This is a genomic window from Polyangium sp. y55x31 (assembly GCF_029946505.1).
Classification (GTDB): domain Bacteria; phylum Myxococcota_A; class Polyangia; order Polyangiales; family Polyangiaceae; genus Polyangium.
Genome location: NZ_JARZHG010000022.1, coordinates 1 through 13,240 on the forward strand (window position 1 = coordinate 1; position 13,240 = coordinate 13,240).

9 protein-coding genes are annotated in these 13,240 nt (G+C 67.9%); 5 read left to right on the forward strand and 4 right to left on the reverse strand.

Annotated features, from left to right (window positions below; genetic code table 11):
- The first annotated feature begins 676 nt into the window (after positions 1 to 676).
- The 3 genes from QHF84_RS30800 (at position 677) to QHF84_RS30810 (ending at position 3,679) form a co-directional block, all read left to right on the forward strand.
- Positions 677 to 1,114 carry a hypothetical protein gene (locus QHF84_RS30800; RefSeq protein WP_281317044.1) on the forward strand — a complete coding sequence of 146 codons (438 nt, stop codon included), beginning with the start codon at positions 677 to 679 and terminating at the stop codon, positions 1,112 to 1,114.
- 136 nt (positions 1,115 to 1,250) lie between these two features.
- On the forward strand, positions 1,251 to 2,825 hold the full coding sequence (locus QHF84_RS30805; protein WP_281317045.1) for a carboxypeptidase-like regulatory domain-containing protein: 1,575 nt from the start codon (positions 1,251 to 1,253) through the stop codon (positions 2,823 to 2,825).
- A gap of 89 nt (positions 2,826 to 2,914) precedes the next feature.
- Positions 2,915 to 3,679, forward strand: a complete 765-nt coding sequence (locus QHF84_RS30810; protein WP_281317046.1) for a YkgJ family cysteine cluster protein — start codon at positions 2,915 to 2,917, stop codon at positions 3,677 to 3,679.
- A gap of 332 nt (positions 3,680 to 4,011) precedes the next feature.
- Here the strand turns inward: QHF84_RS30810 and QHF84_RS30815 are convergent, their stop codons facing one another.
- The 3 genes from QHF84_RS30815 to QHF84_RS30825 all read right to left on the reverse strand — a co-directional run bounded on the left by QHF84_RS30815 (position 4,012) and on the right by QHF84_RS30825 (position 8,327).
- Positions 4,012 to 5,724: a hypothetical protein gene (locus tag QHF84_RS30815; protein WP_281317047.1), complete on the reverse strand. Its 1,713-nt coding sequence runs from the start codon at positions 5,722 to 5,724 to the stop codon at positions 4,012 to 4,014.
- Positions 5,725 to 5,822: 98 nt separating this feature from the next.
- Positions 5,823 to 7,487 carry an alpha-amylase family glycosyl hydrolase gene (locus tag QHF84_RS30820; RefSeq protein WP_281317048.1) on the reverse strand — a complete coding sequence of 555 codons (1,665 nt, stop codon included), beginning with the start codon at positions 7,485 to 7,487 and terminating at the stop codon, positions 5,823 to 5,825.
- Between the two features lie 6 nt (positions 7,488 to 7,493).
- Positions 7,494 to 8,327, reverse strand: a complete 834-nt coding sequence (locus QHF84_RS30825; protein ID WP_281317049.1) for an expansin EXLX1 family cellulose-binding protein — start codon at positions 8,325 to 8,327, stop codon at positions 7,494 to 7,496.
- An 85-nt stretch (positions 8,328 to 8,412) separates the two neighbouring features.
- Between QHF84_RS30825 and QHF84_RS30830 the strand changes: the two genes are divergently transcribed.
- Positions 8,413 to 10,089, forward strand: a complete 1,677-nt coding sequence (locus QHF84_RS30830) for a L,D-transpeptidase (protein ID WP_281317050.1) — start codon at positions 8,413 to 8,415, stop codon at positions 10,087 to 10,089.
- Positions 10,090 to 10,171: 82 nt separating this feature from the next.
- Positions 10,172 to 12,232 (forward strand): FUSC family protein, encoded by a 2,061-nt coding sequence (locus QHF84_RS30835; RefSeq protein ID WP_281317051.1) that lies wholly within the window; start codon positions 10,172 to 10,174, stop codon positions 12,230 to 12,232.
- Between the two features lie 157 nt (positions 12,233 to 12,389).
- Here QHF84_RS30835 and QHF84_RS30840 read toward each other — a convergent pair whose 3' ends face one another.
- On the reverse strand, positions 12,390 to 13,073 hold the full coding sequence (locus QHF84_RS30840; RefSeq protein WP_281317052.1) for a hypothetical protein: 684 nt from the start codon (positions 13,071 to 13,073) through the stop codon (positions 12,390 to 12,392).
- Positions 13,074 to 13,240: the final 167 nt, after the last annotated feature.

Below are 13,240 nucleotides of genomic sequence, written 5' to 3' on the forward strand. Positions count from 1 at the left end.
CGCGTCCCCCTCTCGTCCGGGCAAAGCCCGGCCGATTCACCCCCCGAGGCGAGCTCGCTTCGCGATCTCGCAGAGCGCCGAACTGTTCGGCGCTCTAGCCTCTCCGACGACGACGGCGGCGCTCCATTCGCTGCCATTCCCGATTTGCGCGATTCTGCGCATCGAATACACCGACATCATTCGCCCGCGGCATGCGAAAGCCTCCATCGAGGACGGCGTGCGGCCGGGCAAACCCCGCGAGAAACGCGATTCTTTCGGCGTGCCCGCGCGCAGCCGGGTTCCCGCGCAACGCGGGGCGCCTCCACCGCATCATCCTTTGCGTGCTCGGACCCGTCCTCTTGCCGATCGAGATCGTCTCCGCTCCGGCGGCGCTCGAGATCGTCGGCCGTCCGGTTGCGCGCGCCGCCGCATTCACGGGTACGTCCACGCGCGTGGCCCCGAATGCCGCGTCGAATGGAGAGGTGGTAACAAATATCTCCAGTGCGGCTTGCTTGTCCGAGGTCGCTTGGTAACAATTAATGCATAGGAGCTGCCGACGAGAGGCGCTCCTGAATGACGCAGTTCGCTTCGGATCGGAGCGCCCCGTGGAGGTGCATCACGCAGCTCCTCGAAGGCGAGCCAAGTAGCAATAACTAACGACACACATCTGCTTCGATACGGGGGAAAGAAACACACCATGAAGAAGCTGCTTTCGTTTGCGTTCGCCGCCGCGATGATCGTGCCCTCCAGCGCCGCCATGGCCCTCACGGAGGGAGCCGCGTTCGAGGTCTACGTCAACGACGACTTCGCAGGGACGATCTATCCCTATCTTTACAAGGACGCGGGGAAGGCGTGCCTCTACGTGTCCGAGTGGTACAACCAGGGCTACCTCATCAGCGAGGAGTGCGACCTGCTCGAGCGCAAGACGAAGGGCTACCTGAGCTGCCTCGGCAACAGCTACATCAACTTCCCGACCACGGTCGCGAGCGATGTGTACTGCCGCGGCTTCAATGACTGGGGCCTCTCGCTGCAGATCGAGTACATGCACGTCGGCGAGCACTACGACGGGTTCGCCGGTATCGTGAAGTACGCGGGTTACCCGTACGTCAACACGATCGAGGCCTGGGAGAGCTGATCGCGCAACCGCGGTAGGGCCGGCATTCCGGCCTGAAACGGCGAACCACGGGCGCCGCCGCTCACCACGGCGGCGCCCGTTTCTCTCCGGCCACCGAAATCATCCTTTTGCCCGACAGGCGATGTCGAGGTTCACGATGCACCTGCCCACGAACCAGAAAAAGCCTTTCTTTCGCTCCCCTGCCGGATGGGCCACGCTCGGGACCGTGCCGGTCCTCGCCCTCGGCGCTTTCCTTCTCTGGCCCGCTGCGTCGCAGAGCCTCGCCGCCGACGCACAAGACGCCTCCACTTCCGACGCCCGCGCGAAATACGTCAATCGCGGCCTGTTCCGCTCGGGCGACGAGGAGCCCGGCGAGGACGAGGCAAAGGCCATCACCGGCCGCGTGCTCTCGATCGACGGAAAACCCCTCGCAGGCGTGCAGATCTCGGCGACGAGCTTCGCCATTGCAGGCAACCTCCCGACGACCGTCGCCTCGCTCGAAACCGACGCCGAAGGCCACTTCGAGATGCGCCTCGCCGACGGCAGCTACCAGATCGTCGCGAACAAGAGCGGATACGGGCCCTCGTTCGTGCCCGCGCAGACCGGCGAGAACGTGAGCCTCGTGCTTACGAAAAGCGGCATGGTCCGAGGCCGCGTGGTCGACGCCGATCGCGCGCCAATGCAACGCTTCGTGATCGACGTGCTCACGGCCGCACCCGATAGCTTCGCCGCGCCCATGCCGCTCTGGTCCAAACGATTCGAGGGGACCGACGGCACCTTCGAGCTCGACGAGCTGCCGGCCTGGCCTGTCGTCATCCGCGCGACCGCAGCCGACCACGCCCCGGCCTTCTCGAGCGCCATCTACCTCGAAAAGCCGAGCGACACGCGTCAAGTCGAGCTGCAGCTCGGCGACGGCTGCACACTCGAAGGGACGGTGCGCGACGGCTCCGGGCGCCCGCTCGCAGACGTGTTCATCGACGCCGAGGCGCGTTTCCCCGGCGGCGTGAGCGAGGTCTCGATGGAGGCCGCGAGCCGCGCCGAGAGCGACGAGGAAGGCCGTTTTCGCATCGAGCACGCCCCCTCGGGCAAGGTCGTCATCCGCGGCTACGACGGCGAGCACGCGCCAAGCACGGTCGTCGTCGAAATGCCCGATTGCAAGCTCGCCAAGCCCCTCGAGCTCGTCATGTCGGACGGCGGGAGCATCAGCGGCGTGGCACGCAAAGGCGACGGCACCCCGCTGCCAGGCGCGCGGCTCACGCTCATGCAGCGCGCCATCGGGTTCGTCAACGTGATCGCCGACGAGGAGGGGCAGTTCCGGTTCGATTCGATCCCGCCGGGCAATACGCGCCTCGAGCTGCTCCATGGCAATCAACGCACGTCGACCTCGGTGCGCGTGGAGGAAGGGGCCGTCACGGAGCGCGACATCACGATGCACCCGACGGGCCAGGGCGAAATTCGCGGCCGGATCACCTCGGGCGGCGTGCCGCTCGCAGGCGTCCAGGTCCTCGTCGCGGCAAACCGCGGCCGCGTCCAGGGGCTCGACATCCGGTATCCCGTGACGGACAAGGACGGCATCTACAAGCTCGCAGGTCTCCCGGAAGGCCATTACGCCGTGAACGTGGTGACGTCCGCGAAGACCGAAGGTGTCCAGGTCGAGGATGGCCAGGTCGCCGTCCTGGACCTCGATATCGCCGAGCCGCAGAAGAGGAGCGTGCGCGAAGAAGTAGAATGAACGGAAAGCTCGGGCGAGGGCGGCCGCGCGCCACCCTCGCGCCGCGCGTGTGCGGTCCTGCCGGTCCGTGATAGGCTGCTCGCCTCGCCATGCCGGAACCCTTGAAAAACAGGTTTACCTTCGAGCTCGGCACGCCCGAGGGCACGCTGCGCGCAAACCTCGCCATCCCCGCCGAGCCGATGCGGCTCTCGGACCTCTCACGGCTGGTGATGCCGCTCGACGACCAGATCGTCGCCCTCGGCGTCAAGAAACACCTGCCGACCCTCGGGACCGTCTCGTGCAAGAAGGGCTGTGATTCCTGCTGTTACCAGCTCGTGCCCATCTCGCCGCCCGAGGCGTTCATGATCCACGACCTCGTCGCAGCGATGCCCGAAGCACAGCAGGAAGAGGTGCTCACACGCGTCGTCGACGCCGAAGCAGCACTCGAATCCTTCGGCCTCGACGAGGCCGCATTCGCAGAAATGTCGAACGACAACGAGCTACGCAAGCTGCTCATCGCATGGCACCGTCAAGGCATCGCATGTCCGTTCCTCGAAAACGGCGCGTGCGCAGCCTATACCTCGCGCCCCTCAGGCTGCCGCGAATATCTCGTGACGTCGCCGGCAGAAAACTGCACGAAGCTCGGCGAGGCCGTGGTGCGAAGGCTGCCCGTCTCGATCCGGATGTCACTCGCCCTCTCACGCGTAGCCGCCCGCCTGCTCGGCGGCGAGCCCACGATCTTCCCACTGACGCTGGCCATCGCCTGGGCCGAGGCGCACGAGGAAGAAGGTCAACGCCGCTTCGACGGCTTCATGCTGGTAAACATGCTGCTGGAAGAGCTGTCCGGGGGCAAACCGGCGGACAAACCGTCCTGATCGCAAGCCGTTGCGCCGGGGCGCCGCCCCGGACCCCGCGGGGGCTGTTCGCCCCTCGACCCGAACCAGCGCAAGCGCTGGACCTCAGGTGGAAAAACTGCGCTCCGCGCAGTTTTTCCAGCAGGCCGGTGGCAAGACCATGGAGGTCGGTTTCGAGCTGGAACCGTCAGCGCGGCGGTCTTGGCTGGCACCTGGCCCGTTCGATGAACTGCGCATCGCGCAGTTCATCGACCCCGAGTCCAGCGCTTGCGCTGGTCCGGGTCCAGGGGTGGACAACCCCTGGTCCGGGTCCAGGGGTAGACAACCCCTGGTCGGGGCCCGGCGCTGCGCTTTCAGGGCGTCACGAGGCCCGTGAACATCGTGGCGCTCGTGCTTCGTTGCGCATTCTTGAACGGGGCGGCGAAATCGTCATTGTCGCGGATCGTTGCCATGACCTGGATGAAATAGAATTTCCCAGGTTGCAGGATCCCCGCGGGAAGCGTCACGTTTGGGCTCTTGACGTACATGTGCGCGATGCTGCGGCGTGTCGACATGGAGCCGTCCTGATCCGTGAGGTCCGTCGTATCGACGACGGTCACGCGATATCGCGTGGGGGTGCCGAGGGATGGCGCGGTCCACGTGATTGTCGGGGTCGTCCCCACGCCTGTGGTCACCTGATCGTAGGGCGTGTCCTTGCCGGCGACCTTGATGTCCTGCGGCAGGCCGAGGGTCGGCGCGAGGGGTTTGCCCGTGATCTCCTCCACGGGTGCGGACATGGTGAGGTTGCCACGGAGTGACTCCGCGGTCGTTTCGGGCAGGAGCGATCGGACGCTCTTGCTGAACGTGATGGTCACCGAGCCGAACGTTTGCCCGTCCGTGAACGGGTCCCCGTACGAATAGGTTTGCGCGTGGTCGCCGGCGAATACCATGGTCCCCACGTCGCAGCCGCTCGGGCACGCGGCCGGATCACAGAGGTTGCCGTGGCAGGCGGGATCCGGATTCGAATACGCGGTCCCGTTGAGCAGGCTCATGCCGAGCAACGTGGCGAATGTGCCGATCGCGGGCTCGGGCACGCTGGGCTCGTGGTCGACGCTGATGGAGACGGCATGGAGGGAGAGCGGGATGTTCGGAAGGAGGGCGTTCCAGGCCGAGCCCTTGTAATCCAGATCGAAGCTCTTTTGCGGGGCCGGCGAGAAGGTTCCTTTCGCCACGCTCGTCCCCCCGTTCGTCATGGTGAACGGCATGGCTTGCATGCTCTCTGCCGTGGCAGTGTATATGTAGCCGTTCCAGGGATTGCCGTCTTCGGTCGGCGTGCCGACCTGCTTCGTCACGCCGTGCAGGACCGTGACCTCGTCCCCTTGGCTCGCGTCGATGAGCGTCGTTGAGTCGAAGAACCGGACGAACGCGTCCTGCGCATTGATTTTCCAGGTGGAGAGCTGGGTGGCTCCATTCGCGGGGGGATTGTCCTCCGGGGGGCTCCCCGCGGGGTAGGCAAAGGCGAGGATCGTGCCGTTTTGCGAATAGATCTGGATCTCGTCGTCGAACCCCTGGACGTTGCCCATGTCGTCGTACGTGGCCACCTGCAGGGGCGTTCCGAGGGTCGCGTCGATCGAGACGTATGTCGGCTGCGACATCGGCGCGGGATCGGGCCGGCCGCTGTAAAGGTATCCGATGTCGAGCGTGCGCGCGTCCGTGGCGACGTACGTCCGGACCGGCGGCGCATTCGGGAACGGGGCCGACGGCTGGCCCTCGAGGGCAAGCAGGTATGGCCCCGTCGGGACGCCGGGGATGCTGATGTTGCCCTGGTCGTTGATGGTGCCCGGGTAGGATTGCAAGGTCCCGCCTTGATCGACGAGGGCCTCGATCTTCGTCCAGGTCTTGCTGGGCAACGAGACGTCGCCGGTGGTCGGCCGGTAGAGGTCCACCGCGGTGCCCGTCACGCCCTCCGCGTCGCCGCCATTTCCACCATTGCCACCGTTACCGCCGCCGCCACCGCCGTCACTGCAAGCTGCTGTCGACGCCAGGGCCAAGAGGATGCCGAGAGAAAATAAGCCGTAGGTTCGCATAAGTGCTCCTTGCGGCCGGTGATGGTAGCCATACCCCGAAACATGTGGTAGAGATTTCGCGTCCGGGGCATGAATCGGACGCTCCGCCGACTGTGGAGTTATCGACCGAGGACGAGCGCCTCATAAGGACGGAGTACGACCTCGCGCTCCCGGATCGGCAGCGGCTCGGGGTACGTGGAGGCCAGGGCGACGCCGCAATCCCCCGGGATCCGCACGCGCCTCGTGGCGTCGTCGAAATGTAGGAGCACGTCGAGGACGTCGTCGCCGAACGTCCGGCGATAGGCGAGGACCTCGGGCGGGAGCGCTTGCTCGGGGTGGAGCTCGAGCGCGCCGGCCTGGAGCGCCGGGTGGGCTTTGCGGAGCCGGAGCAGGCGCCTGTAGCAATGCAGGATCGAGGCGGAATCTCGTTCTTGGGCCTCGACGTGGACGGTCTCCGCGGCGGGGTGCAAAGGGAGCCACGGCTTGACGCCGGGAGCCGTGAATCCTGCGTTTGGCGCGCCCGACCACTGCATCGGCGTGCGGCAGGCGTCGCGGTTCAAAAGAACGCCGGCCGCGTGGAGCTTGCGCGCGACGACGTCGGGGAGGAACCGGTACATCCGCGCGAGCGGATCCTTCGCGGTGGCGAGCGGCAGATCGAGGTCCCGCATGCCGATCTCCTCGCCGTAGTAGACGAACGGAATGCCGCGGGCCGTGAGCTGGACGGCGACGCTGAGCTTTTCGCGCTCGGGGTGGTATCCGAGCCGCTCGCCGCGCCGGGAGCGATCGTGGTTGCCGAAGACCCACGTGGGCACGAGCGGCGCCGGCATTTCGCGCTCGAACTCGCGCACGAGCTCGCGAAACCCGGTCGCCGTGAACGGCGCGCGCATGGCCTTGAACAGAAAGACGCTGTGCAGGCCGTCGCCGCCCTCGCAATATTGGCGCAGCGCGCTCGGCTGCCCGAAGACCTCGCCGACCATGAATCGCGGAGGGTCCTGAAATTCGTCGACGACGCGCCGGAGCGTGCGGGCGAAGGCGATGGTCTCCGGGTGGTGGAGCGTGCGCCGGTAGGATTGCAAGAACCCGTCGGGATCGTCCTCGCTCGGGAGGAGGCGCGTCGAGAAGGGGTTGTCCTCGAAGCGCTCGTCCTTGAAGAGCGCGTGGAAAATATCGAGCCGCAAGCCATCGAAGCCGAATGCGAGCCACCTCCGGACGACGCCCAGCATGGCCTCCTGGACCTCGGGGTTGCGATAATCGAGGTCGGGCTGGAACGGCAAAAAGCTCGCCCAGTACCATTCCTGCGTACGTTCGTCCCAGTGCCAGCCGCGTGGCCCGACGAGCGAGCGCCAGTTGTTCGGCGGCGCCTTTCCGCCGGGCTTTTTGCCGGGGCGCCAGAGATACCAGTTTCGTTTCGGGTTCGTCCGGCTGGAACGGGACTCGCGGAACCACGGATGCTCGATCGACGTGTGGTTCAGGACCATGTCCGCGACGACACGCATCCCGCGCGCGTGGGCCTCGTCGAGCAGGCGCCGGACGTCGTCCCGGGTGCCGTATTCGGGCGCGACGGCGTCGTAATCGGAGATGTCGTAGCCGAGGTCCTCTTGAGGGCTCCCGTAAAACGGACAGATCCAGAGCGTCTCGACACCGAGATCCCGGAGATAGTCGAGCTTCCGCACGATCCCCGGCAGGTCCCCGATTCCGTCGCCGTTCGTGTCGAGGAACGAGCGAGGGTAGATCTGGTAGACGGTCGTCCGCGCCCACCAGGGCGGAAGCTCGGCTTTTTGCATGTCGTTTTACATCCCGCAGGCGGGGAACTGCCCCTGTCCGGGCGAATCGCCGGCCTCGACGAAGGGGATCCCGCTGTCTTCGAGCACGCTGCCGTAGACGTCGGTCACGCGGACCGTGTACGGCCCCGGGCCCATGCCGCTGTCCTCGACGAAATAGTTGTAATCGAGCCTCTGGACCTCGTGCCAGGCGCCGTCGTCGCTCTTCCACTCGAACTTGGCAATGGCGTTGCGGTGGTTGCGGATCTGCACCGCGGTCCACCACTGGTTCGAGCCTTCCTTGAAATGGTAGACGATCGGCCCGGGAGCGTCGCAGGGGACGAATTGCCAGGAGATCGGGATCCGGCCGTCTTCGAGCGGCGCGAGCATCGCGAACGCGTCGGGCGAGAGGTCGATGTCGCCGTGCACGCACTCGGGGCAAAGATCGACGATACGCACCGTGACCTCGCCGTTCGGCCCTTTCACGTGCGCGCAGGCGCCGCAGACGCCCGAATTCGCGTAATCCTCGGCGTTCATGGCCCCGACGAGCAGCGGTGAATCGGGCAAGGCGTCGAAGCTGCACGCGCCGGAGCCGTTCGCGGCGTAATACGTGCCGTCGCCCTCGAAGGTCGGCGCATTGTCACAGGCCCCGAACCCGGATCCGGTGCTCCCCGCGCCCGAACCGCCGTTACCGCTGCCGTTGCCGCTGCCGCCGTTCCCACTTCCGCCGTTGCCGCTGCCGCCGCTGCCGCCGTCGCCGTCTCCGCCGCCGCTGCCGCCGCCGCATCCGACGACGAGCGCGAGGGCCGCCGCGAGGCCTACACCATAGGAAATGCCCAACGCTCGGATCGCTCGATAAGCCATGCCACGACGGTACCACCCCGGCGGCGCGCCTGTCCATCCGGCAGGAACTTGGCCCGCGCGCGAGAGGCCTGTTAGCGGGCCGTTCATGCGGGCCTCATCGTTCCTCGCCACCGTGGCCATCACGAGCCTCGCGACGGGTTGTCCGTTGCTCGAGCCGAGCGTGGGCCAGGAATTGGCCTCCCCCGCGCCGGATTCTCTGCCGAAACCCGCGCCGCTGCCCGCCCTCGCCACGCCGACGCCCGCCCCCGCGCCGCCCCCTGCCCCGCAGCCGGCCGCGCCCGTGCCCGCGGCGCCAACCGAGGCGACCGTGGATACGCCGGATCTGCCGCCGGATCCGGCCGCGCCCGCGGATCTCGTGCTCACCGAGCCCGAAGCGCCCGCCGTGCCCGAAGAGCCGGAAGAGCCGATCGAGCCGGTGAAAGAGCCTCCGAAAAAGCCCGAGGCCGAAGTCTTCGAGCTCGCGAGCATCGCAAAAGAAACCTGGATCTACGCCGAACCCCGCTGGCGGAGCCGCCGCATCGGATACCTGCGGGCCGGCGCGATCGTCACGCGCGACGAAAAACCCAAGAGCCGCGCGAATTGCGAAGGCGGCTGGTACCACATCAAACCGCGCGGCTACGTGTGTGTCGGGACGAACGCCACGCTCGACATTCATCACCCGGTGGTGGAAGCCGCCGCGACGCGGCCTTTGCGCGACGGTTTGCCCTACACGTACGTGATGTCGCGGAGCCCATCGCCGCATCTTTACGCGCGCCTCCCGACCGACGCCGAGCTGCGCGTCGTGGAGCCGGATCTCGCGAGCCACCTGCGCAAGGTCGCGCAAACGGCGCTCGATCCGCAGTTCATCGCGCCCCCGCCGCCCGATCCCACGCCGGGCGCCCTGCTCTACGGCCTCGCAGCGCCGCCGCTCGCCGGCGTATCCCGCGGAGCCGACACGCTCGTCGTGGGGCGCGCCAAGGGTCGGTCGGGGTTTGCCTTGCTGTCGACGTTCGATCACGAGGACCGTCGTTATGGCCTGACGACCGAGCTCGCCGTGATTCCCATCGATCGCACGCGGGTCATCCGGACGTCCCCGTTCCAGGGTTTGCCCCTCGACGAGGTGACCCTGCCGGTGGCCTTCGTGAAGAGCCGACACGCCATGCGATACACCTCGGCGAGCGGCGGCCTCGGCGGCGCCACGAAGCTCGGCCATCGCGAAGCCGTGCCGCTCACGGGCAAATCGATGCGCTCGGGCGGCGCGACCTACCTCGAAGCGCGTGACGGGTCATGGGTGCGCGAGGATCAGGTGGTGCGGATCGATCCGATGACACGCCCGCCGGGCTGGGCGCTCGCGGGGCAAAAATGGATCGATGTTTCGATCCTGAAACAAAGCCTCGTGGCCTACGAGGGGACGAAGCCGGTCTACGTGACGCTCGTGAGCACGGGCGCGGACGGGCTCGGCGATCCGAAAAAGACGCATTCGACGATCCAGGGTGTCTTCCGCATCCACACGAAACACGTGAGCGTGACGATGGACGGCGACGAGGTGGGCGACGAGTTCGACCTGCGCGACGTGCCGTTCGTGCAGTACTTCAACGAGGGATACGCGCTCCACGCGGCCTACTGGCACGACGATTTCGGCACGCCCCGGAGCCACGGCTGCGTGAACCTCGCGCCGAGGGACGCCGCGTGGCTGTTCGGCTGGACAACCCCGGAGGTGCCCGCGACGTGGCACGCGGGGCTCTCGCTGCGAGGCGGGACGGTCGTGTATACCCATCCGTGACCGTTCGCGGCGGGACGGCCCGATCGTAGACGGCAGCGTTCGCAGCGACGCGCGGCCCGCGCTAGTCTTTTGCCCCCACGCGATGCGGCTTCGTGCTCTCCTCGGCTCGTCGGGTCCGATCACGCTGGCGGTGCCCGACATCGCGCGCGGGTTTCGCGCAGCGCTCCTCGTGCTGCCCGCGTTTTACCTCGCAGCGACGTACGCGCACCCGGAGCTCACGTGGACGGCGCTCGGCGGCTGGCTCGGCACCCTGGCCGACCCGGGCGGCTCACGCGCGACCCGCGCGAAGGCGCTCGTCGCCTTCGCGATCGCCGGGGCCGCGGCCGTCGGGCTCACGGAGGCGTGCGAGGGCTCGCGCGTGCTCTCGACGCTCGTGCTCGCGGGGATCGCGTTCGCCGCGGGGCTCGTGCGCGCCGCGGGGCCGACGGCCTCGCTCGTCGGGTTGATGGTGGCCATCGGGGCGGCGATCGCGAGCGGGCGCCCGTCGCCGGTGCCGCTGCGCGACGCCCTGTATTTCGGCCTGGGCGCGACGCTCGCGGTCCTGGTCTCCTCGGTGGTATGGCCCATCTGGACGCATCTCCCCGTGCGCCGCTCGCTCGCGCGCGTGTACGAGGAGCTCGCCGCCTACGCGGCCGCGGCCGGCGGCGCGGCGATGCTCGCCATCCCCCGGGACGATCCGCAATGGGGCGCGCTCCTCCGGCAACACCACCGGCGCATCCGCGACGCGCTCGAAGCCGCGCGGGACATGGCGCTCGCGATGCGCGCGCGGCGCGAGGGAGACACGCGGCTCGGCAGGAACACGAGCCTGCTGCTCGGCGCGGCGGAGGCGCAGTTCCCGCGGCTCGGCACGCTCGTGCAGGAGGTCGAATCCCTCCCGAGCGAGGCGCGCACCGAGCTTGCCACATGCCTCGGGGAGACCACGGCGGCTTATGCCGAGATCAACCGCATCCTCGGGGCACGCGCGCTCCAAGCGAGCCCAAAGGCGCGGCCCACCCCGCGCGCGCCTGCGGCCGGCGCGGCGGCGTCGAGGGCAGGCGCGCTCGCGGCGCACCTCGCATCGGAGGCGCGCGCCGCGCTCGAGCTCACGAAGCACCTCGACGAGCCGTTCGGGGCGCCCGCGCTCGAATACATGCCGCTGCCTCCACGCACGGACGAGCGCGCGCCCCTCGGGGAGCTCCACGCGGGCCTCCGCGCGATACGTGACGCGCTCTGCCCGCAATCCGTCCTTTTGCACCACGCCCTTCGATCCGCGTGTGCCGCCGCTGTGGCGTCCATCGCGGGCGGCTTCGTGCTCCCGGGCCATTCCAACTGGGTCACGCTGACGACCCTCGTCATCCTGCAACCCCATATCGGCGCCACGATCCAGCGCGCGCTCGAGCGTGTCGTGGGGACGGTGCTCGGCTGCGCCCTCGCGGCCGCCCTCACGCTCACCGTTCGATCGCCGATCGTGCTCACCACGATCATGGTCCCGCTTCTCGTGGCCGCCGTCGCGACGCAGCCGCAGAGCCGCGGCCTCTTCACGGTCTTCCTCACGCCGGTGTTCGTCCTGCTCGCGGAGCGGCACCTCGGCGATTGGCAGACCGCGGCGGAGCGCGTGGCCGCCGTGGCCGTCGGCGGCGTCATCGCGGTCGTGGCGGGCACGATTTTTTTGCCTTCGTCCGAACGACAACGTCTGCCGGACGCGCTCGCGTCGATGCTCGGCGCCGTCTCTTCCTACGCACACGTGGTGCTGACGTCGGCGTCGAATCGGGGAGCGCCGGACGCGGACGAACGTGTGGCCGCGGCGCGACGATCGGCCGGCGTGGCGCTCGGCGAAGCGGAGGTCTCGCTGGAGCGCCTGCTCGCGGAGCCCCTCGGTGACAAGAAAGCCGCGGCGGACGCAATGCTCCTCGTGACGTACACGCGGCGGCTCGGCTCGGCGCTCACGGCGGCCGATACGCTGGTGAAGGAAGCGCCCCCGCAGGCGGACGAGCTCACGCGCGTCGAGGCCTACGTCGCGGCGGTGTTACGGGCCGCCGAGGCGCACGTGCGCGGGAAGCGTCCCGAGCGCGTGACGGCCGCGCCCGAGATCGTGGATCACGACCCGCTCGAAAGGGTGGTGCGCTCGGCCGGGTTCGTGGCGAGCTTGGTCAGGCAGGATTGAGGGCGCGCATCCGCCTCCGCCCGGCGTCATCGTCGGCGCCTTGGGAGATCGTAGCGATTTGCGGATGGCACGCCCTGCGAGCGGGGGCACGTGCAATGCAGCGCGTGGCTGTTCGGCTGGACAACCCCGGGGCAGCGCCCGGCGTGGCGGCTCGTGATCAGAGGCAGGCGGAGATGTCGAGCTCGCCGATGGCGAACGGACGCTCGCTTTGATCGAAGACGTTCGCCTCGTTGGTCGAGGTCACGCTCCAGCTGTAGGACAGGATTTCGCCCGTCGCCTCGTCCGAGTAAAGCCGCAGGTAGGCCGTGCCGCCGACGCTCCCCGTGAAGCCGCTGGCCGTGCGGCGGCTGTCGGGGAACGCCGCGTTCTGGCCGTGCTCGGTGCTCGTGGAGTCGGCGATCGGCAGCGCCCACTGCTTCTGCCCTGTGCGGTACGGCGTGTAGTACCCGGCCGGCGGCGTGATGTCGATCGGCTCGCCGACGATCACGGCCGCATGGCCGGTGTACGACCCGGTGGCGTCGATCGCGAAGATCTGGCCCGCTTCGATGTCCGCGATGTTCGTGATCTCGACGAAGTTGTGGGGCGTGGTGATGTCTTCGTACCACTGCGCGGCGCTCAGGGTCGAGACCTCGAAGCAGTACAGCCACTGGCTGCTCGTCCAGGCGAGAGCGTTCTTGACCGCCTTGGTGACGAAGCTGCCGCCGTTGCCCGTGTTCACGCCGCTGAGGGCCTCCGCATTGGCGTCGATGGAGGCGTTGAGCACAGGATCGGCCTTCGCGTCCGAGGGGAAGCAGAGAGCCGTCGCGACCGCAGCAGCACCAAAGAGAGCGAGCTTATTCATGTTCACACCTCAGGAGGAACGACCGTAGTGGTCGTCAGGAAAGAGTAACGATGGGCACCCGGCGAGTGGGCATCAGGAAGTCGATATATGCGCACTCGATAGCCGCATCGTCTATACACCGATATCAACGCAAAGGCTATAGTGGTTGTGGGAGGGGCGGTTTATTT

Bases quoted from the DNA above. Each gene is read 5' to 3' on its own strand.
- QHF84_RS30810 (WP_281317046.1), top strand. From the start codon at position 2,915: ATGCCGGAACCCTTGAAAAACAGGTTTACCTTCGAGCTCGGCACGCCC.
- QHF84_RS30825 (WP_281317049.1), bottom strand. From the start codon at position 8,327: ATGGCTTATCGAGCGATCCGAGCGTTGGGCATTTCCTATGGTGTAGGC.
- QHF84_RS30835 (WP_281317051.1), top strand. From the start codon at position 10,172: ATGCGGCTTCGTGCTCTCCTCGGCTCGTCGGGTCCGATCACGCTGGCG.
- QHF84_RS30800 (WP_281317044.1), top strand. From the start codon at position 677: ATGAAGAAGCTGCTTTCGTTTGCGTTCGCCGCCGCGATGATCGTGCCC.
- QHF84_RS30820 (WP_281317048.1), bottom strand. From the start codon at position 7,487: ATGCAAAAAGCCGAGCTTCCGCCCTGGTGGGCGCGGACGACCGTCTAC.
- QHF84_RS30830 (WP_281317050.1), top strand. From the start codon at position 8,413: ATGCGGGCCTCATCGTTCCTCGCCACCGTGGCCATCACGAGCCTCGCG.
- QHF84_RS30815 (WP_281317047.1), bottom strand. From the start codon at position 5,724: ATGCGAACCTACGGCTTATTTTCTCTCGGCATCCTCTTGGCCCTGGCG.
- QHF84_RS30805 (WP_281317045.1), top strand. From the start codon at position 1,251: ATGCACCTGCCCACGAACCAGAAAAAGCCTTTCTTTCGCTCCCCTGCC.
- QHF84_RS30840 (WP_281317052.1), bottom strand. From the start codon at position 13,073: ATGAATAAGCTCGCTCTCTTTGGTGCTGCTGCGGTCGCGACGGCTCTC.